21 protein-coding genes are annotated in these 20,264 nt (G+C 67.8%); 18 read left to right on the forward strand and 3 right to left on the reverse strand.

What is annotated here, in order from left to right:
* Positions 1 to 106: 106 nt before the first annotated feature.
* Complete coding sequence (locus tag DFQ14_RS03355; RefSeq protein WP_114451596.1) at positions 107 to 730, forward strand: L-threonylcarbamoyladenylate synthase; 624 nt, start codon at positions 107 to 109, stop codon at positions 728 to 730.
* Between the two features lie 393 nt (positions 731 to 1,123).
* Positions 1,124 to 1,843, forward strand: a complete 720-nt coding sequence (locus tag DFQ14_RS03360; RefSeq protein WP_114451597.1) for a hypothetical protein — start codon at positions 1,124 to 1,126, stop codon at positions 1,841 to 1,843.
* A gap of 46 nt (positions 1,844 to 1,889) precedes the next feature.
* Here the strand turns inward: DFQ14_RS03360 and DFQ14_RS03365 are convergent, their stop codons facing one another.
* Complete coding sequence (locus tag DFQ14_RS03365; protein ID WP_246195648.1) at positions 1,890 to 2,564, reverse strand: TetR/AcrR family transcriptional regulator; 675 nt, start codon at positions 2,562 to 2,564, stop codon at positions 1,890 to 1,892.
* A gap of 237 nt (positions 2,565 to 2,801) precedes the next feature.
* Between DFQ14_RS03365 and DFQ14_RS03370 the strand changes: the two genes are divergently transcribed.
* The 4 genes from DFQ14_RS03370 to DFQ14_RS03385 all read left to right on the forward strand — a co-directional run bounded on the left by DFQ14_RS03370 (position 2,802) and on the right by DFQ14_RS03385 (position 7,341).
* Positions 2,802 to 3,950 (forward strand): acyl-CoA dehydrogenase family protein, encoded by a 1,149-nt coding sequence (locus tag DFQ14_RS03370; protein ID WP_114451598.1) that lies wholly within the window; start codon positions 2,802 to 2,804, stop codon positions 3,948 to 3,950.
* A gap of 89 nt (positions 3,951 to 4,039) precedes the next feature.
* The gene (locus tag DFQ14_RS03375; protein WP_114451599.1) at positions 4,040 to 4,786 is read left to right on the forward strand and encodes an SDR family NAD(P)-dependent oxidoreductase; all 747 of its coding nucleotides are present in this window, start codon (positions 4,040 to 4,042) and stop codon (positions 4,784 to 4,786) included.
* A 54-nt stretch (positions 4,787 to 4,840) separates the two neighbouring features.
* The gene (locus tag DFQ14_RS03380) at positions 4,841 to 6,538 is read left to right on the forward strand and encodes a class I adenylate-forming enzyme family protein (RefSeq protein WP_114451600.1); all 1,698 of its coding nucleotides are present in this window, start codon (positions 4,841 to 4,843) and stop codon (positions 6,536 to 6,538) included.
* The gene (locus DFQ14_RS03385; protein ID WP_114451601.1) at positions 6,535 to 7,341 is read left to right on the forward strand and encodes an enoyl-CoA hydratase/isomerase family protein; all 807 of its coding nucleotides are present in this window, start codon (positions 6,535 to 6,537) and stop codon (positions 7,339 to 7,341) included. Before DFQ14_RS03380 ends, DFQ14_RS03385 begins: the two co-directional genes overlap by 4 nt.
* A 394-nt stretch (positions 7,342 to 7,735) precedes the next feature.
* Here DFQ14_RS03385 and DFQ14_RS03395 read toward each other — a convergent pair whose 3' ends face one another.
* Positions 7,736 to 8,755 carry an Lrp/AsnC family transcriptional regulator gene (locus tag DFQ14_RS03395; protein WP_158546642.1) on the reverse strand — a complete coding sequence of 340 codons (1,020 nt, stop codon included), beginning with the start codon at positions 8,753 to 8,755 and terminating at the stop codon, positions 7,736 to 7,738.
* A gap of 147 nt (positions 8,756 to 8,902) precedes the next feature.
* Here DFQ14_RS03395 and DFQ14_RS03400 point away from each other — a divergent pair, with 147 nt between their 5' ends.
* From DFQ14_RS03400 to DFQ14_RS03410, 3 genes are all read left to right on the forward strand, one after another.
* Positions 8,903 to 9,601 (forward strand): DUF5058 family protein, encoded by a 699-nt coding sequence (locus tag DFQ14_RS03400; RefSeq protein ID WP_246195649.1) that lies wholly within the window; start codon positions 8,903 to 8,905, stop codon positions 9,599 to 9,601.
* Positions 9,602 to 9,721: 120 nt separating this feature from the next.
* The gene (locus DFQ14_RS03405; RefSeq protein ID WP_114451604.1) at positions 9,722 to 10,435 is read left to right on the forward strand and encodes a hypothetical protein; all 714 of its coding nucleotides are present in this window, start codon (positions 9,722 to 9,724) and stop codon (positions 10,433 to 10,435) included.
* Positions 10,432 to 11,706: an amidohydrolase gene (locus DFQ14_RS03410; protein ID WP_114451605.1), complete on the forward strand. Its 1,275-nt coding sequence runs from the start codon at positions 10,432 to 10,434 to the stop codon at positions 11,704 to 11,706. Before DFQ14_RS03405 ends, DFQ14_RS03410 begins: the two co-directional genes overlap by 4 nt.
* 61 nt (positions 11,707 to 11,767) lie before the next feature.
* Here the strand turns inward: DFQ14_RS03410 and DFQ14_RS03415 are convergent, their stop codons facing one another.
* Positions 11,768 to 12,988 (reverse strand): PucR family transcriptional regulator, encoded by a 1,221-nt coding sequence (locus tag DFQ14_RS03415; RefSeq protein WP_114452081.1) that lies wholly within the window; start codon positions 12,986 to 12,988, stop codon positions 11,768 to 11,770.
* 173 nt (positions 12,989 to 13,161) lie between these two features.
* Here DFQ14_RS03415 and DFQ14_RS03420 point away from each other — a divergent pair, with 173 nt between their 5' ends.
* The 9 genes from DFQ14_RS03420 (at position 13,162) to DFQ14_RS03460 (ending at position 20,085) form a co-directional block, all read left to right on the forward strand.
* On the forward strand, positions 13,162 to 14,016 hold the full coding sequence (locus DFQ14_RS03420) for an ABC transporter ATP-binding protein (protein ID WP_114451606.1): 855 nt from the start codon (positions 13,162 to 13,164) through the stop codon (positions 14,014 to 14,016).
* Positions 14,009 to 14,731, forward strand: a complete 723-nt coding sequence (locus DFQ14_RS03425; RefSeq protein ID WP_114451607.1) for an ABC transporter ATP-binding protein — start codon at positions 14,009 to 14,011, stop codon at positions 14,729 to 14,731. The genes DFQ14_RS03420 and DFQ14_RS03425 overlap by 8 nt, the downstream gene beginning before the upstream one ends.
* A 116-nt stretch (positions 14,732 to 14,847) precedes the next feature.
* Positions 14,848 to 15,726, forward strand: coding sequence for a branched-chain amino acid ABC transporter permease (locus DFQ14_RS03430; RefSeq protein ID WP_114452082.1), 879 nt, complete (start codon positions 14,848 to 14,850; stop codon positions 15,724 to 15,726).
* A complete protein-coding gene (locus tag DFQ14_RS03435) occupies positions 15,726 to 16,856 on the forward strand; it encodes a branched-chain amino acid ABC transporter permease (RefSeq protein WP_114451608.1) in 1,131 nt (376 codons plus the stop codon). Before DFQ14_RS03430 ends, DFQ14_RS03435 begins: the two co-directional genes overlap by 1 nt.
* Complete coding sequence (locus DFQ14_RS03440) at positions 16,853 to 18,184, forward strand: ABC transporter substrate-binding protein (RefSeq protein ID WP_114451609.1); 1,332 nt, start codon at positions 16,853 to 16,855, stop codon at positions 18,182 to 18,184. The genes DFQ14_RS03435 and DFQ14_RS03440 overlap by 4 nt, the downstream gene beginning before the upstream one ends.
* Before the next feature lie 229 nt (positions 18,185 to 18,413).
* Positions 18,414 to 18,629 (forward strand): hypothetical protein, encoded by a 216-nt coding sequence (locus DFQ14_RS03445; RefSeq protein WP_114452083.1) that lies wholly within the window; start codon positions 18,414 to 18,416, stop codon positions 18,627 to 18,629.
* Between the two features lie 95 nt (positions 18,630 to 18,724).
* Positions 18,725 to 18,988, forward strand: a complete 264-nt coding sequence (locus DFQ14_RS03450) for a GlsB/YeaQ/YmgE family stress response membrane protein (RefSeq protein WP_114451610.1) — start codon at positions 18,725 to 18,727, stop codon at positions 18,986 to 18,988.
* Positions 18,989 to 19,167: 179 nt separating this feature from the next.
* On the forward strand, positions 19,168 to 19,389 hold the full coding sequence (locus DFQ14_RS03455; protein ID WP_141921338.1) for a hypothetical protein: 222 nt from the start codon (positions 19,168 to 19,170) through the stop codon (positions 19,387 to 19,389).
* A 303-nt stretch (positions 19,390 to 19,692) separates the two neighbouring features.
* Complete coding sequence (locus DFQ14_RS03460) at positions 19,693 to 20,085, forward strand: ectoine synthase (protein ID WP_114451612.1); 393 nt, start codon at positions 19,693 to 19,695, stop codon at positions 20,083 to 20,085.
* The last annotated feature ends 179 nt before the right edge of the window (positions 20,086 to 20,264 follow it).

Genomic DNA, 20,264 nt, shown 5'->3' on the forward strand with positions numbered 1-20,264 from the left:
GCCGGCATCTGGCACAACTGGGCCACCGACACACCCCGCAAACGATCACTAATCGCCTACGACCACTAACACCAGCTTCACGGAATCATTCATCTAGGCTCGGTGCATGGCGAAGTACTTCGATGTGCATCCGGAGAACCCGCAGCGGCGTGCGATCGGCAAGGTGGTCGACATCGTCCGCGCCGACGGTTTGATCGCCTACCCGACGGACTCCTGTTTCGCCCTCGGGTGTCAACTGGGCAACAAGGACGGCATCGACCGGATCCGCTCGATCCGCCGCCTCGACAACCGGCACCACTTCACGTTGGTGTGCCAGAACTTCGCACAGCTGGGGCAACTCGTGCACATCAACAACGTGGTCTTCCGCGCGATCAAGGCGTCGACGCCGGGCAGCTACACGTTCATCCTCCCGGCGACCAAGGAGGTGCCGCGCAGGCTGCTGCATCCGAAGAAGAAGACCGTCGGTGTCCGGATTCCCGATCATGCCACCGCTCAGGCATTGCTGTCCGAGCTCGGCGAGCCGCTGGTGTCGAGCTCGCTGCTGCTGCCCGATCAGGACGAGCCGTTGACCCAGGGCTGGGAGATCAAGGAGCGGCTCGATCACGATGTGGACGCGGTGCTCGATTCCGGTGACTGCGGCACCGAGCCCACCACGGTGATCGACTTCTCGGACGATGAGGAACCCGAGATCATCCGCCGGGGCGCCGGCGACACCACCCGGTTCGAGTGACACCGGCGGGATCGTACGCACGCTCACCGTTTCCCGATGCCCGGGCTCGGCTTTCGGCTGTGCTGCTCGGGGTGAGCCCGGCGAGCAGCTCTTCGATGCGGGAAGTCGTGCCGGTCGCCCGGGATGCGGCCGCACGCTTCGGCGCGCACCATGGCCGCAAGCGCCGTGGTGGAGCTTTGCGGCCCATCACCGCAGCGTGGTGACGAGTCGATCCCGCGGGGGAACGGGATCTCTGCGGGGCAGTGGCAGGAGGCTGAAGATGTGCGACATCGGTGCCGAACGACGCGAGGTGGAGTTCGAACCCGTCCCCGGGAGCTCACCTGTTGATCCCGATCGGACTCCTTCGGCTCCCGAGTCGACCCCACCGGTGGAGACATCGGCGAGGGCATCGGAGTGAGCAGCGGTCCCGTCGGCTTCGGCGGGCCGCCTGCGCTGGTGCCGCAGGAGTTGCGCGGGTACCGGCGCTTCCTGCTCACCGGCGGGAATCTGTGGCCGCCCGTCCATGCCGACTGCGGCCCGTGGGACGCTCGGCTCGAACGCGCGACCTGCGGGCAGGGTTCCGAGCACGCGGCGCCGGATGCGGAGTGCGGCTGTGGCCTGTACGGGTGGTACCACCCCAGCAGGGCCACCCGTTCCTCCGGATTCGGTGATGTCAGCGCCGTCATCGCCGCGCGAGGCCGCATCATCCTCGGCGAAGACGGTTTTCGGGCTGCCGGTGCCCGGATCGAAGCCGTCACCGTGCCCACGCGCGCACGCTTGTGGCCGGGGGCGTCCCACCGGATTCAGCGATTGCTCGCCGAGCGGTATCCGCAGACCGTGGTGTACCGCTCACGACGGCGGATGCTGCGCGATCATCCAGCCGGTGACCTGCGCGAACTGGGGATCACCGTGCGGGTGAGCACCACCGCTCGCTACGTGCGCAGCGCTCTGGGCGTCTGGGTGCTCGGCGTCCTCGCTCTCTGCTCGGCGGCGTTGCTGCTGCCGACATCGATGGTGCAGGCGAGGCCTGCGGTCTGGGCCACCGTGCTCGGCGGTGTCGTGCTGTGGCAGGCACTGCTCATCTGGTTGGCCGGCCGGTGTTCCGAGACCCCACGAACGCCGCCGCCCCGATAGGTGGTTTCTTTCCTCGGACGCAGGGCGCGAAGCTTCGGCAAGCGGGTCAGTGCGTGGCGAGAAGATGGCGGTAATGGGGGCGGTGCTGTGGTTCGACGATCGCGTTGAGTACGAGCGCGGTCTGCTTGGTGACGTAGTCGTCGAACCGGAGTGTTTGCTCGAGGTACCAATGTTTGAGGGCCCAGCCGTGGGCCATCAGCAGGAGATCGTGGGCCACCAGTTCGGTATCGACTGCGATGAGGAGCCCTGAGCTTGCGCCGTCGCGAATCGCGGCACGTAGTGGCTCGCTCGTGTCGATTTCCATGCTCTTGATCTTGTTGCGCCCTTCGGAGCCGAGGGTCCTGCTCTCGCGGTAGGTGAGAACCGCCGCGTGCCGGTGTTCGTCGATCACGTCGCAGTAGGCGCGAAATGCGGCCGCGATCCGCTCGACCGGGTCGTTGCCCGCTTCCTCGACCGCGGAGGGTACCCGAGTTGCGAACGCCTCGAGCACGTCGACGATCACGGCCAGCAGCAGGTCGTCCTTGCCGCCGAAGTATCGGTAGATCAAGCCGACACTGACGGAGGCCTCTTCGGCCAGGGCCTGCATGGAGACGCCGTGGAAGCCGTCCCGTTCCATGAGTCGGGCCGCCGCGTCCAGCAGCTGCCTGCTGCGCCATTCGGCGCGGGCCGCGCGGGCCGCCTCATCCGGGTCCTGGGCTTGTGAGCGAGGGCGCGAGGGCACGTGATCTCCATGAACATCGATTGCGGGTCCATAGTCACAAAAGGTTCGGTCGGCACATCGCCGCGGGTCGGTATCCACCGCTGTCGGTGTGTCCCTTGACACGTCGAACTTGATGAATCATTCTTCATCATAAGTGAATATGGATTCATCGCAAGTGAGTCCTTGTTCGTCCCATCGACCTCCCCGATCTGTCTCGGCGATCCGAGATGACCTCGACCATCACCAGGAGCACAAGCGATGGAATTCACGCTGTCGCCGGCACAGGAACAGTGGCGTGATGCGGCACGGTGCTTCGCGCAGCAGCGACTCGCTCCGCGATACCAAGCGCGGGAACAGCAGGGCCGCATCGAGCCGGAGGTACGGCTGGAGATGGGCGAGCACGGCTTCATCGCCCCCGAACTTCCGGCTGCGCTGGGAGGGCGCGATCTCGACCGGATCACCTCCGGGCTCCTCGTCGAGGAGGTCGCTCGCGGGGACTTCTCCGTGGCGTACTTGCAGATCGTCGGTTCCCTGGTCGGTCAGATCCTCGTCGACAACGCCCGAGCCGATGTCGCGGCCGACTGGGTACCTGCGATCTGCCGCGGGGAGCGGATCGTCGGCATCGGACTGACCGAACCGCACGCGGGGTCCGATGCCGGGATGCCGGAACTGCGAGCCCGGCGCGAGGGCGACGAGTACGTCCTCAACGGCGTCAAATCCCTGTCCTTCTGCAACGAGGCGGCCGCCGTCGTGGTCTTCGCGCGCACCAGCGAGCAGCAGCGTCGCGGCAAGGGGATCAGCACGTTCCTCGTTCCGCTGGACTCCGAGAGGATCACCCGGGAGCTCTGCTCGGACATGGGCACCAAAGCCGTCGGCCGTGGGGAGGTACACCTCGACGACGTTCGGGTCCCCGCCGATCACCTGCTCGGGGAGGAAGGAAGGGGATTCACCCAGGTGATGCGCGGCTTCGACTTCAGCCGGGCGCTGATCGGGCTGCAATGCCTGGGCATTGCCCAGGTCACCGTGGACGAGACCTGGCAGTACGTCAGCAGGCGGGAAGCCTTCGACCAGCCGTTGAGCACGTTTCAGGGAGTGTCCTTCCCGCTGGCCGAGTCCGAAACGTTGCTGTCGGCGGCCCGGTTGCTGTGCTACCGGACTCTGTCGCTGAAAGATCAGGGGCAGCCGCATACCGCGGAGGCCGCGATGTGCAAGTGGTGGGCGCCGAAGACGGCCTTCGACGTCGTCCAGAACTGCCTGCTGCTGCACGGTCAGTACGGCTACCGCACCGAGTTGCCGCTGGAGCAACGCCTGCGGGACGTGCTCGGACTGCAGATCGGAGACGGCACCGCCCAGATCATGAAGCTCGTCATCGCCCGGGAACGAGTGGGGCGCGCTCTGGCTCCGTGAAACGGCGTCAGCACCACGTTCTCGGCACGAGTCGCGCCCGCCGTTCGCCATACGAGTCGGGCCTGCACACATCGGGAGGGAAACGCACCATGACACGACTGGACGACAAGATCGCCGTGGTCACCGGAGCGGGCCGCGGGATCGGCCGGGCCATTGCCGAGAAACTCGCCGCCGAGGCGGCCACCGTCGTCGTCTCGGACGTCGATGAAGCCTCCGCGGTGGCGACCGCCCATGCGATCGGGGGCAAGGCCGTGGGGTTGCGTGCCGACGTGGCCTCCACCGAGTCGGTCGAGGCTCTGGTCGGCGACGTCAGGAGCCGATTCGGACGGATCGACGTGCTCGTCAACAACGCGGGCTGGGACAAGGCGGAACCGTTTCTCGACAGCCGTGAATCCGACTGGGAACGCATCATCGCGATCAACCTGGTCGGCACCCTCAACACGACCAAGGCGGTTCTGCCGCTGATGGTGGAGCAGGGTTCCGGTTCCGTCGTCAACCTCGGCTCCGATGCCGCCCGCGTGGGTTCCTCCGGCGAGGCGGTGTACTCGGCAGCAAAGGGTGGCGTGGTTTCCTTCACCAAGACGATCGCGCGCGAGATGGCCAGGCACCGGATCACCGTGAACTGCGTGTGCCCCGGACCGACCGACACCGAACTGTTCGCCTCCATCGGTGGGGACGACCCCAAACTCCGGGAATCGCTGACCAAGGCCATCCCGTTCCGCCGGCTCGGTGATCCGCAGGACCTCGCCAACACGGTGGCCTTCTTCGCCTCGGACGAGGCCGGCTACATCACCGGACAGACCGTCAGCGTCAGCGGTGGCCTCACCATGAGCTGAGATCTCCGTGCTCAGCGTCCCGACTGTTTCGATCTCGACGAGGAGGGCGGGAACATGACGACTTACGACCCGGCGGCGTACCGGGAGTTCTTCGAGCGCGAGTTCACCTACCTCGCCGGTTTCCGGCGCAACACGCACCGCTATGCCGACCGTGTGGCGATGCACTGCCCGGTGACCGACACGAGCTGGACCTATGCCGAGTTGGGGACCCGAGTCGACCGGTTGGCCGTCGGCCTGACCGAAGCGGGTGTGCGACCGGGCGACGTGGTCGTGTACCAGCTCTACAACACACCGGAGTTCGCGCAGCTGTATCTGGCCACCCAGGCGTGCGGTGCGGTGGGGGCGCCGATCAACTTCCGGCTCTCCCCGGGAGAGACGGCGTTCATCCTCGACGACAGCCGCCCGAGGGTGTTCGTTTACGACACCGCGCTGGCCGAGACTGCATCGGAGGCACTGGAACGTGCCGAGCACCGGCCCGACCTTGTCGTGGCCGTCGGTGGGGGAGAAGCGCCATCGCGTCCGGACGGTGGTCCGGTGGCACGGTTCGACGAGCTTTTCGCCTCCGAGGGACCGCCGCCGACCGTGTCGGGCACGGTTTACGAGGAGACCACCAGGCTCTACACCTCGGGCACCACGGGAATGCCCAAGGGAGTGCCGTTGAACAGCGTGATCGAGATCTTCACCGCGCACGACGTGATCATGCACTTCCTGCTCACCCCGGAGGATCGCACGCTGAACATGACGCCGTGGTTCCATCGCGGCGGCCTGTACGCAGGCGGGCCGAACCCGGCGTTCTACCTGGGTGCCCAGATCGTGCCGATGCGGGCGTTCGATCCCGAACTGTGTCTGGACTACGTGGAGCGATTCGGGATCACCTTCCTCATCGGTGCGCCCACGAACCTGGCGATGCTGGCGAATGTGCAGTCCGCGCGGCCGAGGGATCTGTCCGGTTTGCGCGGGATCGTCACGATGGGCGCGCCGCTGGAGCGTGAGGCAGCACTTCGCTATCAGGAGATCCTGTGCCCGCGGATCTTCAACGGGTACGGAACCACCGAAGCGTTCTGGAACAGTTTCCTGCGTCCGGCGGACCTTCCCGAGCACGCGGGAAGTGCGGGCAGGGCGTGCACCGACGACGACATCGCGGTGGTGAAGGTGTTCGACGATCGGTTGGCGAGTCCGCACGAGACGGTCGCCAAGGACGATGCGGAAGTGGGCGAGGTGATCGTGCGGTCACCGAAGTGCGGTTACGCCTACGCCAACGCGCCGGAGCAGGAGGCGGCCAAGTTCCACAAGGGGTGGCTCTACATCGGTGATCTGGCCACCTGGGACTCCGAGGAGTTCGTGACGATCGTCGGCCGCAAGGACGACATGATCGTCTCGGGTGGGGAGAACATCCATCCGGTGCAGGTGGAGGAGGCACTCAACGAGCACCCCGGCATCGACGATTCGATGGTGGTCGGTATCCCCCATGAGCAGTGGGGGCAGCTGGTGGTGGCCTATGTCGTGCCCGCCGAGGATGCTCTGACCCCCGACGACTGCGACCGGCATTGCCGCGGGCACCCCATGCTGGCCGCATACAAACGCCCCCGCGGCTACCGGCTCGTCGACGCTCTGCCGGTGACCGCCACGGGTAAGAAAGTGCACTACAAGGCACGCCAACAGGCGGCCTCGGACTACGCGCAGGGGCTGTTCACCGGCACGGAACCGGCCGGCACCAGCGAGACACCCCGGACGAAGGGAGCCACTCGGTGACATACTCCGACTACAAACAGCTGACGTTCGAGCACCGCGACAACGGTGTTCTGCTGATCACCCTGAACCGGCCGGACAAGTACAACGCCACCGACGAGGAGATGCACACCGAGCTGGCTCGGGTCTGGAGGGACGTCTCCGAGGACCCGGACACGCGAGTTGCGGTGGTCACCGGCGCGGGCAAGGCATTCTCCGCCGGCGGTGATCTGGACATGGTCGAACGCATGGCCGGCGACCACGAGCGAGTGGCGCACATGCTCTCCGAGATGAGCGACCTCGTCTACAACATGATCAACTGCGAGAAACCGGTGGTCTCGGCGATCAACGGTGCCGCGGTCGGCGCGGGCCTGGTCGTGGCACTGCTGGCCGACGTCTCGATCTGCGCCGAGGACGCCCGACTCGGGGACGGCCACGTCAAGCTCGGTGTCGCCGCCGGAGACCATGCGGCCATCGTCTGGCCGCTGCTGGCAGGGATGGCCAAGGCCCGTTACTACCTGCTCACCGGTGAGATGCTCAGCGGCGCCGAAGCCGAACGCATCGGCATGGTCACCAAGGCACTACCCCGGGACGGGGTACTCGACGAGGCGCTGTCCGTCGCCGAGACCTTGGCCACGGGCTCCCAGTTGGCGATTCGTTGGACGAAGCGCGCCCTCAACAACTGGCTCAAGACCGCCGGGCCGATCTTCGACCAGTCCGCCGCCTACGAGATGCTGGGTTTCATGGGGCCCGACGTCCCCGAGGGGGTCGCGGCGCTCCGCGAGAAACGTTCGCCCCGGTTCCCCTCCGCCCACCCGGCCACGTGATCTTCTCGTGCCGTTCCGCCTGCGCCGTGGTTGCCGGTGCAGGCGGAACGGTCTGCGCCCCTGTTCGATCTGTATGGCCGATCCCGCCCCGCGTCGGCAGGGGAAGCCGGAGGCGGTCTGGGTGGTCGGCGGGCGGCACGGGGACACCTACCACCGCTGGATGGAAACCGGTGCCGGGTGGTCGCTCACCAGCCATCCGGTGCTGAGTGTGCCGGTGGGTTCCAACAGCAAGGGCCTGCCGATGGGGGTGCAGATCATCGGCAGGAACAACGTGGATCCGGAGGTCCTCGAACTCGGCTACGCCTACGAGCAGGCGACCGACTGGGTCCACCGCATGCCCCGCCTCTCCTCGGTCGGGGCTGACAGTTCCCGGAACTCGCCGGTGCTCGCACGTTCAGACCGTGGCGAAGGGGGAGACGAAGCCGGTCCGGCGACCGTCGTGCCCGATGCGGTGGCAGAGCCGCTTGGCGAAGTGCGGGGTGATCCACCGGTCGAGGATGCGGGTTCCGGCGAACCTCGTGGTGAGCAGCATCTCGAACCGGTCCAGATGTTCGAGGCGGTGCAGCCAGATCTGCGCGACGAGGTTGGCCTCGCTGCCGATGGTGACGCAGAGCCGGATCTCCGGCAGCCGTGCGATCGCGGCGGCGACCGATTTCAGGTCGTGCTGGGGGACGTCGAGCCACAGTGTTGCCGCCACCTGCCACCCCGCCACGTAATGCGCGATCTCGCACCGGATCGCGGCGAACCGGGACTCGACGACGCGCGTGATCCACCGGCCTGCCGTGCTCGGTGAGCACCCGAGTTGTTCGGCGACGGTCGCAGCCGGAATCCGCGCGTCCGGTCCGAGTATCCTCAGCAGTTCGAGATCCCGCGGGCCCGGGCGGGAGGCGCCGTCGCGGGTGGGCGTCGGTGTCAGCGCGTGCCGCTGTTCCGGGGACAGGGCGTTGAGGCGCCAGCTGGAGCCGTCCCGGATCATCGATCGGAAGAAGTGCGTCCGGGTCGCCCGCACGCCGGGAATCGTGGCGACGGAGGTGTCGACCTCCTCGTCGAGATCGACGATGCTCGGCGCGACCATGGTCAGCATCAGGTCGCGCCGTCCGGACGTGGCGTCGATGTTCCACACGCGAGCCTTGCCCGCCAGTTCGTCCATGACCGTCTGGCGGTGGCCGGGAAAGCATTCGACCTCGACGAACGCGTGCGCCTCCCAGTCGTGCCCGGTCCAGTCCTTGCTTCCGGACGGGTAGCAGCTGAACCACGCCAAGCCCTCCCGCGTCAGCCGCGACCAGCGCCGGGTGAGCGTCGAGGCGTCGACGTCGAGGACGCGAGCCAGTCGGGACCAGGGGAAGCGGGGCTGGAGTTGCAGCGCGTGCACCAGAGCGAGATCCGTCTCGTCCAGATGTGAAGAATCCTGCACCGTGCATATTCCAACGAAATTTTCCTGCGATATCAAGGCACCGTCTGCAGGTTCGGCATACTCCTCGGGAACTGAGCCGAAGCACCCGTCCAGGGTGAGGTCCGGCCTTGGCCGGACACTCCCATCGACCGTTACCGGAGGTCCCACGTGAACACTCCAGGTATCGCCCACTCGCCGATCCTGTGGCTTGCGGTGTTCGGCGTTTTCGTGGTGATCGCAGTGCAATCCGTCGTCTACCTGCGCGCTGCGAAGCGCGCGGCGCCCGCGGCGGAGATGAGTCACGGCGAACTCGTGGCCGCCTTCCGGACGGGTGCCGTCTCCGCGCTGGGCCCCTCGCTGGCCGTGGTGTTCGTCGCGATCAGTCTGCTGTCGGTGTTCGGCACCCCTGCGGTCCTGGCCCGCATCGGGCTGATCGGTTCCGCTGCCTTCGAGACACTGTCCGCGCGTACGGCGGCCGAAACGGCCGGGGTCGAACTCGGCGGTGCCGGATACGACAACGCGGCGTTCGCTCTCGTGCTGTTCACGATGAGTGTCGGTGGTGCGGCCTGGATGGTCAGCACGCTGATCTTCACTCCGCTGCTCCGGCGTACCGACGACAGGATCCGTGCGCTGAACCCGGCCATCATGGCCATCGTGCCCAGTGCGGCGATGATCGCCGCGTTCTCCTATCTGGGACTGGACGAGATGCAGAAATCCCGGACGCATCTGGTCACCTTCGTCACCGGGGCCGCCGCCATGCTCGGTCTCCAGCTCGCCGGCGCCCGGCTGAAGGTGCGCTGGCTCAAGGAGTGGTCCCTCGGCATCGCGATGGTCGTCGCCCTGACCGCGGCCGGCATCACTCTGTGAGCTCGACACACCGACCGGCGCAACGAGCGTCGACCCCATGCTCACTGTGCTGGTCGCCGTGCTGCCCGCCGACGACGCCCTCCGATTGACGCGGCATCCGCGGGGAAGGAGCCATGCCGCATGTCCACCACCGCCCCGATCGACCTGTTCCACCGCACCACGTCCCGCTGGGGCCGGGCCACGATGCTCGCCGCGCTGGTGATCTCGCTGGCCGGGCCGACGTATCTGATGTTCGGCCTGGGTTATTGGCCCGGCTGGGGCCCGGTCCTGCAGGCCTGGTTGTCGATCGCCGCCGTGTTCGCGGTGATCTGGATCGCCGAGCCGATCACCTACTATCCGATGCTCGGTCCCGCGGCCACCTACCAGGCCTTCATGATCGGCAACATCTCCAACAAGCTGCTGCCCTCGGCGCTGGCGGCGCAGAACGTCGTCGGCGCCAAGCAGGGTACGGCGAAGGCCGAGATCACGGCGGTCACCGCCATCGTCGGTGCGGCCCTGGTGCACCTGCTGTCGCTGCTGGTGTTCGTGGGATTCCTGGGCAGCTGGATCGTGGCGACCATCCCGACCTCGATCCAGCAGGTTTTCGAGTACGTCGTGCCCGCGATCTTCGGGCCGGTGCTCATCCAAGCAGTGATGTCGGCGGGGCAGCGTCGCACTGTCGTGATCGCGCTCCTGTGCGGTGCGGCGGGGGTCTTCGTGCTGGTGCCCCTCGTGTCCTCGGCATCGATCTACGCCATGGCCGTGTGCGCCGTCGCCTCCGTGACGCTGTCCGTGCTGCTGCGCACCAAGACCGAATCCACGGCCGAAGAGGAGAAAAGCGAGGTAGCGGTATGACCTCTCCGGACACCACCGCCCGCACCGCCGCCGAAACGGTGCTCGCCGGGCTGGACGACGTGCGCAGCAGCCTGCACGGTCTCTACCGGCATCTGCATGCCCACCCCGAGTTGTCGATGCAGGAGCACGAGACCGCGCGGCTGATCGAGTCGCACTTGGCGGAGCTCGGTGTTGCGACCTTCCGGTGCGGCGGGACCGGAGTCGTCGGAGTCCTCGAGAACGGTCCGGGTCCGGTCGTCGCGTTCCGCGCCGACACCGACGCGCTGCCGATCGCCGAGCAGACCGGGCTCGATTACGCCTCGAGTGCGACCGGTGTGCTGGCGGACGGAACCGAGACGCAGGTCATGCACGGCTGCGGCCACGACACGCACACGGCGTCACTGCTGATCAGCGCCACGCTGCTGGCACGGTCGCGGCACGCCTGGTCCGGGACGATCGTACTGATCTTCCAGCCGGGAGAGGAGATCGCCGCAGGTGCCCGGGCGATGGTCGACGACGGGCTCTGGGATCGCGCACCGCGGCCCGACGTGGTTCTGGGCCAGCACGTCGGCCCGGAGCCTGCGAGAACCGTGCAGTACCGGACCGGCACGTCGGCGTCGATGGCCGACTCGTGGCAGGTGACGATGTTCGGGCGTGGCGCGCACGGTTCCCAACCGCATCTGTCCGTCGACCCGATCGTTCAGGTCGCGCACACCATCACCCGGATTCAGACCATCGCCGCGCGCGAGGTCGACCCGATGGACTCGGCCGTCGTGACGATCGGGCGGATCGCGGGTGGGATGAAGGAAAACGTCATCCCCGACTCGACGATGTTCACGGTCAACGTGCGTACCTTCGACGAGCAGGTGCGCGAGCGGGTCCTCGACTCGCTGCGGCGCATCATCACGGCCGAAGCCGCCGCGTCCGGCGCGCCGGAGCCGCTGATCACCGAGCTGTCGACCTTTCCGAGGCTGGTCAACGACGAGGCCACCACCACCCGGGTGATGACCGCGCTCGGCGAGTTCTGGGGCCCCGACAGCGTCGGTGAGGGACAGCTGCTGATGGGCAGCGAGGACTTCGGAGTGCTGGGGGAAGCAGCCGGTGCCCCGTACTGCTTCTGGTTCATCGGCGGGACGGATCCCGAGTTGTACGCGAAAGCCGAGGCCGCCGGTACGATCCCGAGCAGCGTGGCAGGCAACCACTCGCCCTTCTTCGCGCCCGAGATCGAGCCGACGCTGTCCCGCATGGTCGAGGCGGCCGTCGTCGGCATGGTGACGTTCCTGCACGACTGAACGCAGCGGGTCGGTGGTGTCGACGCCGGGGGCCGTGCAGCCGTGGCCGGGTCCCACACGATCAGCGTTCCGGCCCGGCCATGAGGCCGAGCGTGAGCAGCATCCGGTCCCGTGGATCCGCGACCTTGCGCCCGGTCAGGGTCTCGATGCGCTGAAGACGGTAGAGGACGGTGTTGCGGTGGCAGTACAGCCGCTGCGCGGCATGGGTCGCCGAGCCACTGCAGGCAAGCACCGCCTCGAGCGTGCCGAGAAGTACCTGCCGGTCCGCTTCGGGGAGGTCGCGCAGCTTCCCGAAGGCGACCCGGCGCAGCCGGGGTAGCAGTTCCGGGCTGCGCAGCAGCAGTGCTTCCGGCAACCGGTCGTCGAGCGTGGCCAGGCCGGGTTCGCGCAGCGTGTGCGCGGCGGTTTCGGCCATCCCGTAGGCGATGCCCACCTCGGCGAGCCCGTCGATCACGGGAGAGACCCCCACCCGGCCGGTCACGGCCGGTTCCAATGCCCGGAGTACCTCCGTGACGGAGCGGTCGCCGAGTGCGACCAGCCCGGCGACAGCGGCCGGCCGGACGTGCCAGGAGGAGACGAACCCGCGCGTGGCGAGCACGTCGTGTGGTGCGTGCAGCGGCTCGTCGCGGGGCGAGTCGACCGGCGCGACCAGGCACAGCAGCGGGCCGTCCTCCGGAAGTCCCAGGGTCTGCGCCGCCTCCCGAGCGAGCCCCGGCTCGTCGCCGCGACCTTCGAGCAGCGCGGTGACGAAGAGGTTGCGCCGGTCCAGCTCTTGGCTGCGCACCCGTGCCTCCTCCTCGCGGTAGGCCTCGGTCAGGGCGGAGGAACTGCTGTCGATCATCCGCCACACCTTGCCTGCCGCGTCCAGCAGCACGCCGTCGTACTCGCCCGCGCAATGCTCGCGGGAGGCGGTCAGCAGAGCCTCCCAGATCATCCGGCCGCCCAGCCGGTAGGCCCGCAGCACCGCTTCCAGCGGGATTCCCTGGCGGGCTCGTTGGCGCCCGGTTTCCCGGGAGACGTCCTGCGGGTCGGCACCTTGCGGAACATCGCCGGCCAGCGACTGGAGACCGCGTTGCACGTTGCTGCGGAGGCCGTTGCGGAGTTCCTCGTGGGCCACGAGGTCGAGCTGCGCATAGGACGGTTCGCGTTTCAGGACCATCTGCGTCAGCCGATCCGCCAGATCGTCGAGGTCGTCGAGTACCACGTGACTCAAGGTGAGCAGCGCTTCCGCCGCGGAGGCGGGCAGGGGACGAGCAGCAGACCGACCCGTCGGTATGTGCATACCGAACGATGGCATGCACCGGCCCGGGTGTCCATATCCCTACGGGCGCAGCGCCCAGAATCGGAAAAGATGTTTGGGCGCTGCGCCTATGGCTCCGGCCCGGTCCCTGCCCGCAATCTTGGAGCTCGGATCGTGGTCGCAGTCACCCTCCGAGGAATGCGGAGAGGAGGAGCATGGCATCGCCGGAGCAGCCCGACACGCATCGCTCGAACACCGGCACGGCGGGCGCCTCACCCGGCAGCGGCCCCCTGTTCGAAGCCGAGGGTGTCTCCGTGCGGTTCGGTGGCCTCGTGGCCCTCGACGACGCGTCACTGTCGGTGGCACCGCATCGGGTGCACGGCGTGATCGGGCCCAACGGCGCGGGAAAGACCACGCTGTTCAACGTCTGCTGCGGCTTCGTGCGGCCGTCGAGCGGACGGCTCACGTGGCGCGGCAGCGCGATCCCTGAGCTGCGCCCGCACCGGCTCGCCGGGATGGGCATCGCGCGAACGCTGCAGGGAGTCGGGCTGTTCCCAGGCCTCAGTGTCGTCGACAACGTCATGGTCGGCGCCGACCATCGCCGCAGGGCCGGCTTCCTCTCGGCGCTGTTCGCCCTGCCCCGGTCGGACACCGACGAGCGGCGATTGCGCGCGATCGCGATGGCCGCTCTGCGCGAGCTGGATGCGGACTCCTACGCCGACCGGTTCCCCGCGAGCTTGCCCTATCCCGTGCAGAAGCGGGTCGCCATGGCCCGGGCTCTCGCCGCGGAACCGGAGTTGCTGCTGCTGGACGAGCCGGCCAGCGGACTCGGATATGACGAGATCACCGAGCTCGGCGCACTCGTGCGCACACTCGCCACGCGCATGTCCGTGGTGGTGGTCGACCACCACATGGACCTCGTCATGTCGATCTGTGACCGCATCACCGTCCTCGACTTCGGCAGGGTGGTCGCCACCGGAACTCCGGAGGAGGTCCGGGACGATCCCGCCGTCATCGACGCCTACCTGGGTGAGGACGCCCGATCCCCGGAAAGGAGTCGGGATGACTGAGACGGCCGCTCTGGAGGTCCGGGACCTCACCGCCTCCTACGGTCCGGTCACGGCGCTGGACGGCGTGACGATCCGTGCCGAGCGCGGCCGGATCACCGCCGTGCTCGGTGCCAACGGGGCGGGGAAGACGACACTGCTGCGCAGTGTCTCCGGGTTGGTGCCCACCAGTTCGGGGCAGGTGCTTCTCGGTGACCGGGAACTCACCCGTGCCTCGGCCGAGACGATCGCGCGGGCCGGTATCGCCCAGGTACCGGAAGGGCGCGGCGTGATCACCGAGCTCACCGTGGAGGAGAACCTGCGGCTCGGTGACCTGCTCGGTACGGCGCGCCGCAGGCAGCGTCACCGGTTGGAACAGGTCTATGCCCTGTTTCCGGTCCTGGCCGAGCGCAGGCGCCGGGACGCGCACTCGCTGTCCGGTGGCGAGCGCCAGATGCTCGTCATCGGCCGGGCACTGCTGTGCGCGCCGGAGGTGCTGCTGCTCGACGAACCCTCTCTCGGGCTCGCCCCGCAGATCGTCGCGCAGATCTTCGGGGTGCTGCGCGAGCTGGTCGACCACGACGGGATGACGGTGCTGCTCGTCGAGCAGAACGCACGCAGTGCGCTGTCCATCGCCGATGCCGGGTTCGTGCTCAACCTCGGTCGGGTCGTGGCCGGCGACAGCGCCGCGGTGCTCGCCGCGGATGACGACCTGCGGCACGCATACCTCGGTTTCTAGATGAACAGTTCCAAGGATTTGCCGGGGTGGTTGCTCCCACCGCCGTCCCACGCGGCGCCGCGACCACCATGTCGGAACCGCTCATCGAGGGAATTGCCGGGAGGAATCGGCGCACCATGCAACAGTTTCTCAATGTCGCGCTCAACGGGCTGAGCCAAGGCGCGATCTATGCGGCCTTCGCGCTCGCACTCGTGCTGATCTGGCGTTCCACGCGGATCATCAACTTCGCGCAGGGCTCGATGGGCATGTTCACCACCTACATCGCACTCGCCCTGATCGAAAGCGGCCGGTCCTACTGGGTCGGGTTCGCCGTCGCGCTGCTGGCCGGGTTGCTGCTCGGCGCGTTGGTGGAGCGCCTGGTGATCCGCCGTGTGGAGGGCGGGCCGGAGCTCAACGCGGTGATCGTCACCCTCGGCCTGTTCGTGGCGCTGCAGGCCCTCGCGGCGATCCTGTTCGGCGCGACCTACCGCTCCTTCCCGGCCCCGTTCGGGCTGCACGGATTCGATGTCGGCGGCGTCAACATCGCACTGACCCCGTTCAACCTGTTCGCGATCGGAGCGGTCGTGGTGGTGATGCTGGCGCTGGTCGCGCTGTTCCGGTTCACCGATGTCGGGTTGCGGATGCGGGCCTCGGCGTTCAACCAGGAGGTTTCCCGACTGCTCGGGGTGCCGGTGGGGCGGATGCTGACGCTCGGCTGGGCGCTGGCCGCGATGGTGGGTTCGCTGTCCGGACTGCTCATCGCGGGCGGGAGCCTGGTGTTTCCGGCCTATATGGACGCGGTCATCGTCTACGGTTTCGTGGCCGCCGTGCTCGGCGGTCTGGACAGTCCGGTCGGAGCGGTCGTCGGCGGTCTGGTCATGGGGATGACGTTGTCCGTTGTCAGTGGCTACCTGGGTAGCGAGCTGGTCGCGCTCGCAGCACTGGCCATCCTGGTCACGGTGCTGCTGGTGCGCCCGCGCGGCCTGTTCAGCCGGACTGCTGTGAGGCAGGTGTGATGGTTTCCCTCGTTGCCGGCGTGCGTCGCCGACTCCCCGCTTCCACTCTGGGGCGCAACCTGCTGCTGGTACTTGCCGCGCTGGTCGTGGTGGTGCTGCTGCTCGAGCTGACCGACCCGTTCCGCAACTCGCAGCTGGCCACGATGTCCTACTACGCCATCGCCGCCGCCGGGCTGACCGTGCTCACCGGACTCAACGGGCAGATCTCGCTGGGCCATGGCGCCCTGATGGCGGTCGGTGCGTACGCCATGGGGCTGCTGCTGAACACCGGCGTCGTACCGTTCCCACTGGCGATGCTCGCGGCCGCCGCGGTCACCGCGGTGGTGGGCGTGGTGGTCGGTGCGGCGGCTGCTCGGCTGCACGGCCCGTACCTGGCCGGGGCGACCCTGGCGTTGGCGATCGGCGTGCCCGGGCTGGCCATCCATTTCGACGGGGTGTTCGGTGGCGAGCAGGGCCTGCAGATCAGCTCGCCACGGCCGCCGGACTGGTTCGCCGACGTGATCTACTTCCTGTTCGCCAACGAGGCAGGCAGCGCGAAGTATTTCGCCTACATCGGCTGGCTGACGCTGCTCGCGGTTCTGCTGCTGCTGTCGAATCTCGTCGCGAGCCGCTACGGGCGGGTGTGGCGGGCGATTCGGGACGACGAGGTCGCCGCCGAGCTCGCCGGGGTGCCGCTCGGGCGGCTCCGCGTGCTGGCCTTCGTGGTCAGCGCCGCATGCGCGGGGCTTGCCGGGGCGGTTCTCGGGATCGTCGTGCGGCTCGCCGCACCCAGCGGCTTCACCATCGTGCTGTCGCTGTCGCTGCTCACCGCCGTGGTGGTGGGCGGGCTCGGCAGCCTCGGCGGTGCGCTGCTCGGCAGCGCCCTGCTCGTCTTTCTGCCGCCGGCCGTCACCGGGCTCGGAATGCAGGCCGGGTTGACCGGTGTGCAGGCCGCTCAACTCGCGCCGCTGGCCTACGGCGTGGTGCTCGTGACGGTCATGCTGCTCGCCCCGGGCGGGGCGATGGGAATCGCCCGCGCGCTGTGGCATGCCCGGCCGCGCCGGCGCTTCGCGCAGCAGCCGGCGAACACACACCGGATGGACGAGGAACCGAGCACGACGGATGCCACCGAGCCAGGAGGTCGGACATGAACAAGCACATCGGACGCCGTGATCTGCTGCGGGCCGGAGGATGGGGACTCGCGGCCGCGACCGCGGGCTCCCTGTTCGGGGCGTGCGGCGCCGGTGGTCGCCCGGGCGGCTCCTCGGAGGTCGGCATCACCGGCAACACCGTGAAGATCGGCGCGCATTTCCCGCTGACCGGTGTCGCCGCGCCCGGGTACAGCGACATCCCCACCGGCACCAAAGCCTACTTCGACTACGTCAATGCCCACGGGGGAGTCAACGGCCGCAAGATCGAGTACATCTTCCGGGACGATGCCTACAACCCGAGCAACACCAGTCAGGTGGTCAACGAACTGGTGCTGCAGGATCAGGTGTTCGCCATCGTGGGCGGGTTGGGAACGGCGCCGCACAGTGCGGTGCTCGACTTTCTCAACAGCGAGGGTGTACCCGACCTGTTCGTCTCCTCCGGCTCGTTGCTGTGGGACCAGCCGAAGAAGAATCCCTACACCTTCGGCTGGCAGCCGGACTACGAGGTCGAGGGCAAGATCATCGGCCGGTACGTGCACCGGAACATGCCGAACGCCAGGGTGGGGCTGTTCCTGCAGGACGACGACTTCGGTGACGACGGCGAGAAGGGAGCGCGGGCCTACCTCGGCGATCAGGTCGTCGCCGCGCAGCGCTACGTGTCGGGCAACACCGATGTCGCGCCCCAGATCGCGGCACTGCAGGCAGCCGGCGCCGACCTCGTGCTCGGCTTCAACGTGCCCTCCTACACGGCGCTGAGCCAGCTGGCGTCGCTGAAGCTGAACTACCGGCCGCAGTGGTTCTACAGCAACGTCGGTTCCGACCCCGCGCTGGTCGGCTCCCTGCTCAGCCGTTTCTCCAAGGGCGAGGTCAGCGGTGCGAGCATGCTCGACGGGGTCATCACCACCGAGTACCTGGCCGGGGTCGAGGAGGCCGACGACCCGTGGGTCGAGCTGTGGCAGCAGGTGTGGGACGCCCATGGCGGCGAGGGCGAGCTCACCAATTTCCGCCTCTACGGCATGGCCGAGGCCTACACCTTCGTGCAGACCCTGCAAGCGGCCGGGCCCGACCCGACACGGGACGGACTCGTCGCCGCACTCGAGAAGGTCGGGGCCGAGTTGCAGGGGCCGGGGCTCGCGCCGTTCCGCTACTCGGGTGACTCGCACGCGGGAATGGCGGGGGTGAAGGTGTCCCGACTCGCGGGGAACTCCACGGAGAAGCTCAGCCCCGTGTTCGTCACCGACAACGGCAAGGCCGAGATCACCGAGTACACGGGCAGGAACCCGGGGCCGCCGCCCAACGGGATCCCCAGTGTGGAGCCGGTCGGCTGAGCAGCACCTCCTCGAGTGGTGAGGTGTCGTCGGCGAGGACAGCAGTCGCCGACCGCATCGCCACGGCGCCGGCACAGCGGGCCTTGCGGAGTTGGTGGATCGACACGCGCGATCACGGCGAGTGATTCCTGCGGCACTTGCATACGGCTTCACGTTTTTGGGTATTGCGGAATCACGACATCGAGCCCGCATTCCCAGTGGGGTGCTGTGCAAGGAGGTACCGATCAGTATGGCCAACACCGCACATCTGTTGACCGCAGGCGCCGGCCAGGAGATACGGATCGTCGTGCGCGACGACCGAGGGACTTCCGTCGCGGATCGGGAACTGTTCCCGGCGTCCGAATTGTCCCGGGCGGACAGTCAACTTCGTGCTGCCGGCTGGAACCGCAGTGCCGAGTGGATCGCCGCCAAAGACGGGTGGATTGCCCCGGTGATTCCCGTGTGATCAGCAGGAACAGCGCTGATCGGAAAAAAACGGGCTGATGTGCTCTTCGCCTTTCTTCGAATTGTGCGCCCGTGGAGTGAAGGAAGGAGTAATCGGTGGGTGTCCTCAGCTGGATCCTGTTCGGTTTGATTGCAGGTGCCATTGCCAAGCTCGTTCTCCCGGGCAGCGATCCGGGTGGCATCTTCGTGACGATCATCGTCGGAGTCCTCGGTGGCCTGCTCGGAGGGTGGCTCGGCAGTTCGGTCTTCGACAGCGGTGGGGTGTCCGGCTTCAACCTCACGAGTTTCGTCTGGGCCGTGATCGGATCGTTGATCCTGCTGGTCCTCTACCGCCTGGTGTCCCGCCGGGCGCGCGCGTGACGTGAGGGGCACCCGGAGGGCTGCCGGCGACCGTGGCGGCCCTCCGGGACCGCGCTCGGTTCCACGCCGGGGACTGTCGGACTGCTCACGGGCCCGGAAAACCCGAGTAGGCGGTGCCGGTAGTGGCTATGCCTCTGTGGGCGTGGCTTCGACGTACGGCCGCCGAGGTGGGGAAGGATGTGGCACTTGTGAGCAACGGCGAGCACGACGACGCACGCGCGATCCCCGACGATCCGCAGGACAAGCCGGAGGAAACCGTGGAGGCACTCGAGGAACGTGCCCTCGGGACGCCGGAGCACCGAGTGGGAGAGGAGGAATCCGAGGAGGAGTCCCCCGCGATCGAGCAGGATCTCGATGCCCAGGACATGCATGTGGGCAGATACTCGGAACCTCCGGACTGACCCGGTGTCGCCGATCACCACGACCCTGAACCGTCCGCGGTGCCAGCGGAGCGGGAACAGTGTGTACGGCAGGCCGCGTGGTGGTGGTGCCGACCGGCCTCGGATTCCGACAGGGCAGGGTGGTTCGCCGGGCCGAGTGGTTTGGAAGCCCCGGCCCGCGGGTAGAAAGCCATGCGGGAGCTCCGTCCCCGCATCGGGGGAGAGACCGGAGCGTTCCGGCATCGCCGGGAGTCACCCGTCCGGAACGGTCATGCGCGGCCGTGCGGGCATCACGAGAGACCGGGAAAGCCGCCAAGGAGAATCATGTTGGTTCGCAGCCTCGAAGACGTCGAGGGCACCGACGACGACATTCAAACATCGAACTGGCGCAGCAAGCGCATCATCCTCGCCAAGGAGAAGGTCGGCTTCTCCGTGCACGAGACGACGTTGTCGGCGGGGACGGTGAACAACTTCTGGTATGCCAATCACGTGGAGGCAGTGTTCATCACCCAGGGCGAGGGGGAGCTCACCGACCAGGAAACCGGCGTGACCTACCAGTTGCGGCCGGGCACGCTGTACCTGCTCGACGGCCACGAGCATCACCAGGTCCGGCCGAAGACCGAGATCAAGGCTGTCTGCGTGTTCAACCCGCCGGTGACCGGCCGCGAGGTTCACGACGAGAACGGCGTGTATCCCTTGATCACCGAGGACGAGTGATCCCGCTCGACGTGCAGGGTGCCGTCGTTGTCCATACATTGGATGTTCAGGCTGTTCCGGCGGCTGGAGGAGGGGTTGTGACTACGACGACGAGGACTCGATCCGGTGGGGCCGGTGGCACCCGGTCCAGGGACGCGGCGCGTGGCTCGCGAGCCCGGGGCATGAGCGCCGTGCCCGGC

The sequence above is a fragment of the Halopolyspora algeriensis genome, assembly GCF_003337235.1.
GTDB classification, from domain to species: domain Bacteria; phylum Actinomycetota; class Actinomycetes; order Mycobacteriales; family Pseudonocardiaceae; genus Haloactinomyces; species Haloactinomyces algeriensis.

What these genes read in the sequence shown, in the direction of transcription:
- DFQ14_RS03440 (WP_114451609.1), top strand. Translation starts at nt 16,853, where the DNA reads ATGAACAAGCACATCGGACGCCGTGATCTGCTGCGGGCCGGAGGATGG.
- DFQ14_RS03435 (WP_114451608.1), top strand. Translation starts at nt 15,726, where the DNA reads ATGGTTTCCCTCGTTGCCGGCGTGCGTCGCCGACTCCCCGCTTCCACT.
- DFQ14_RS03375 (WP_114451599.1), top strand. Translation starts at nt 4,040, where the DNA reads ATGACACGACTGGACGACAAGATCGCCGTGGTCACCGGAGCGGGCCGC.
- DFQ14_RS03445 (WP_114452083.1), top strand. Translation starts at nt 18,414, where the DNA reads ATGGCCAACACCGCACATCTGTTGACCGCAGGCGCCGGCCAGGAGATA.
- DFQ14_RS03410 (WP_114451605.1), top strand. Translation starts at nt 10,432, where the DNA reads ATGACCTCTCCGGACACCACCGCCCGCACCGCCGCCGAAACGGTGCTC.
- DFQ14_RS03355 (WP_114451596.1), top strand. Translation starts at nt 107, where the DNA reads ATGGCGAAGTACTTCGATGTGCATCCGGAGAACCCGCAGCGGCGTGCG.
- DFQ14_RS03405 (WP_114451604.1), top strand. Translation starts at nt 9,722, where the DNA reads ATGTCCACCACCGCCCCGATCGACCTGTTCCACCGCACCACGTCCCGC.
- DFQ14_RS03380 (WP_114451600.1), top strand. Translation starts at nt 4,841, where the DNA reads ATGACGACTTACGACCCGGCGGCGTACCGGGAGTTCTTCGAGCGCGAG.
- DFQ14_RS03460 (WP_114451612.1), top strand. Translation starts at nt 19,693, where the DNA reads ATGTTGGTTCGCAGCCTCGAAGACGTCGAGGGCACCGACGACGACATT.
- DFQ14_RS03425 (WP_114451607.1), top strand. Translation starts at nt 14,009, where the DNA reads ATGACTGAGACGGCCGCTCTGGAGGTCCGGGACCTCACCGCCTCCTAC.
- DFQ14_RS03415 (WP_114452081.1), bottom strand. Translation starts at nt 12,988, where the DNA reads ATGCACATACCGACGGGTCGGTCTGCTGCTCGTCCCCTGCCCGCCTCC.
- DFQ14_RS03420 (WP_114451606.1), top strand. Translation starts at nt 13,162, where the DNA reads ATGGCATCGCCGGAGCAGCCCGACACGCATCGCTCGAACACCGGCACG.
- DFQ14_RS03430 (WP_114452082.1), top strand. Translation starts at nt 14,848, where the DNA reads ATGCAACAGTTTCTCAATGTCGCGCTCAACGGGCTGAGCCAAGGCGCG.
- DFQ14_RS03370 (WP_114451598.1), top strand. Translation starts at nt 2,802, where the DNA reads ATGGAATTCACGCTGTCGCCGGCACAGGAACAGTGGCGTGATGCGGCA.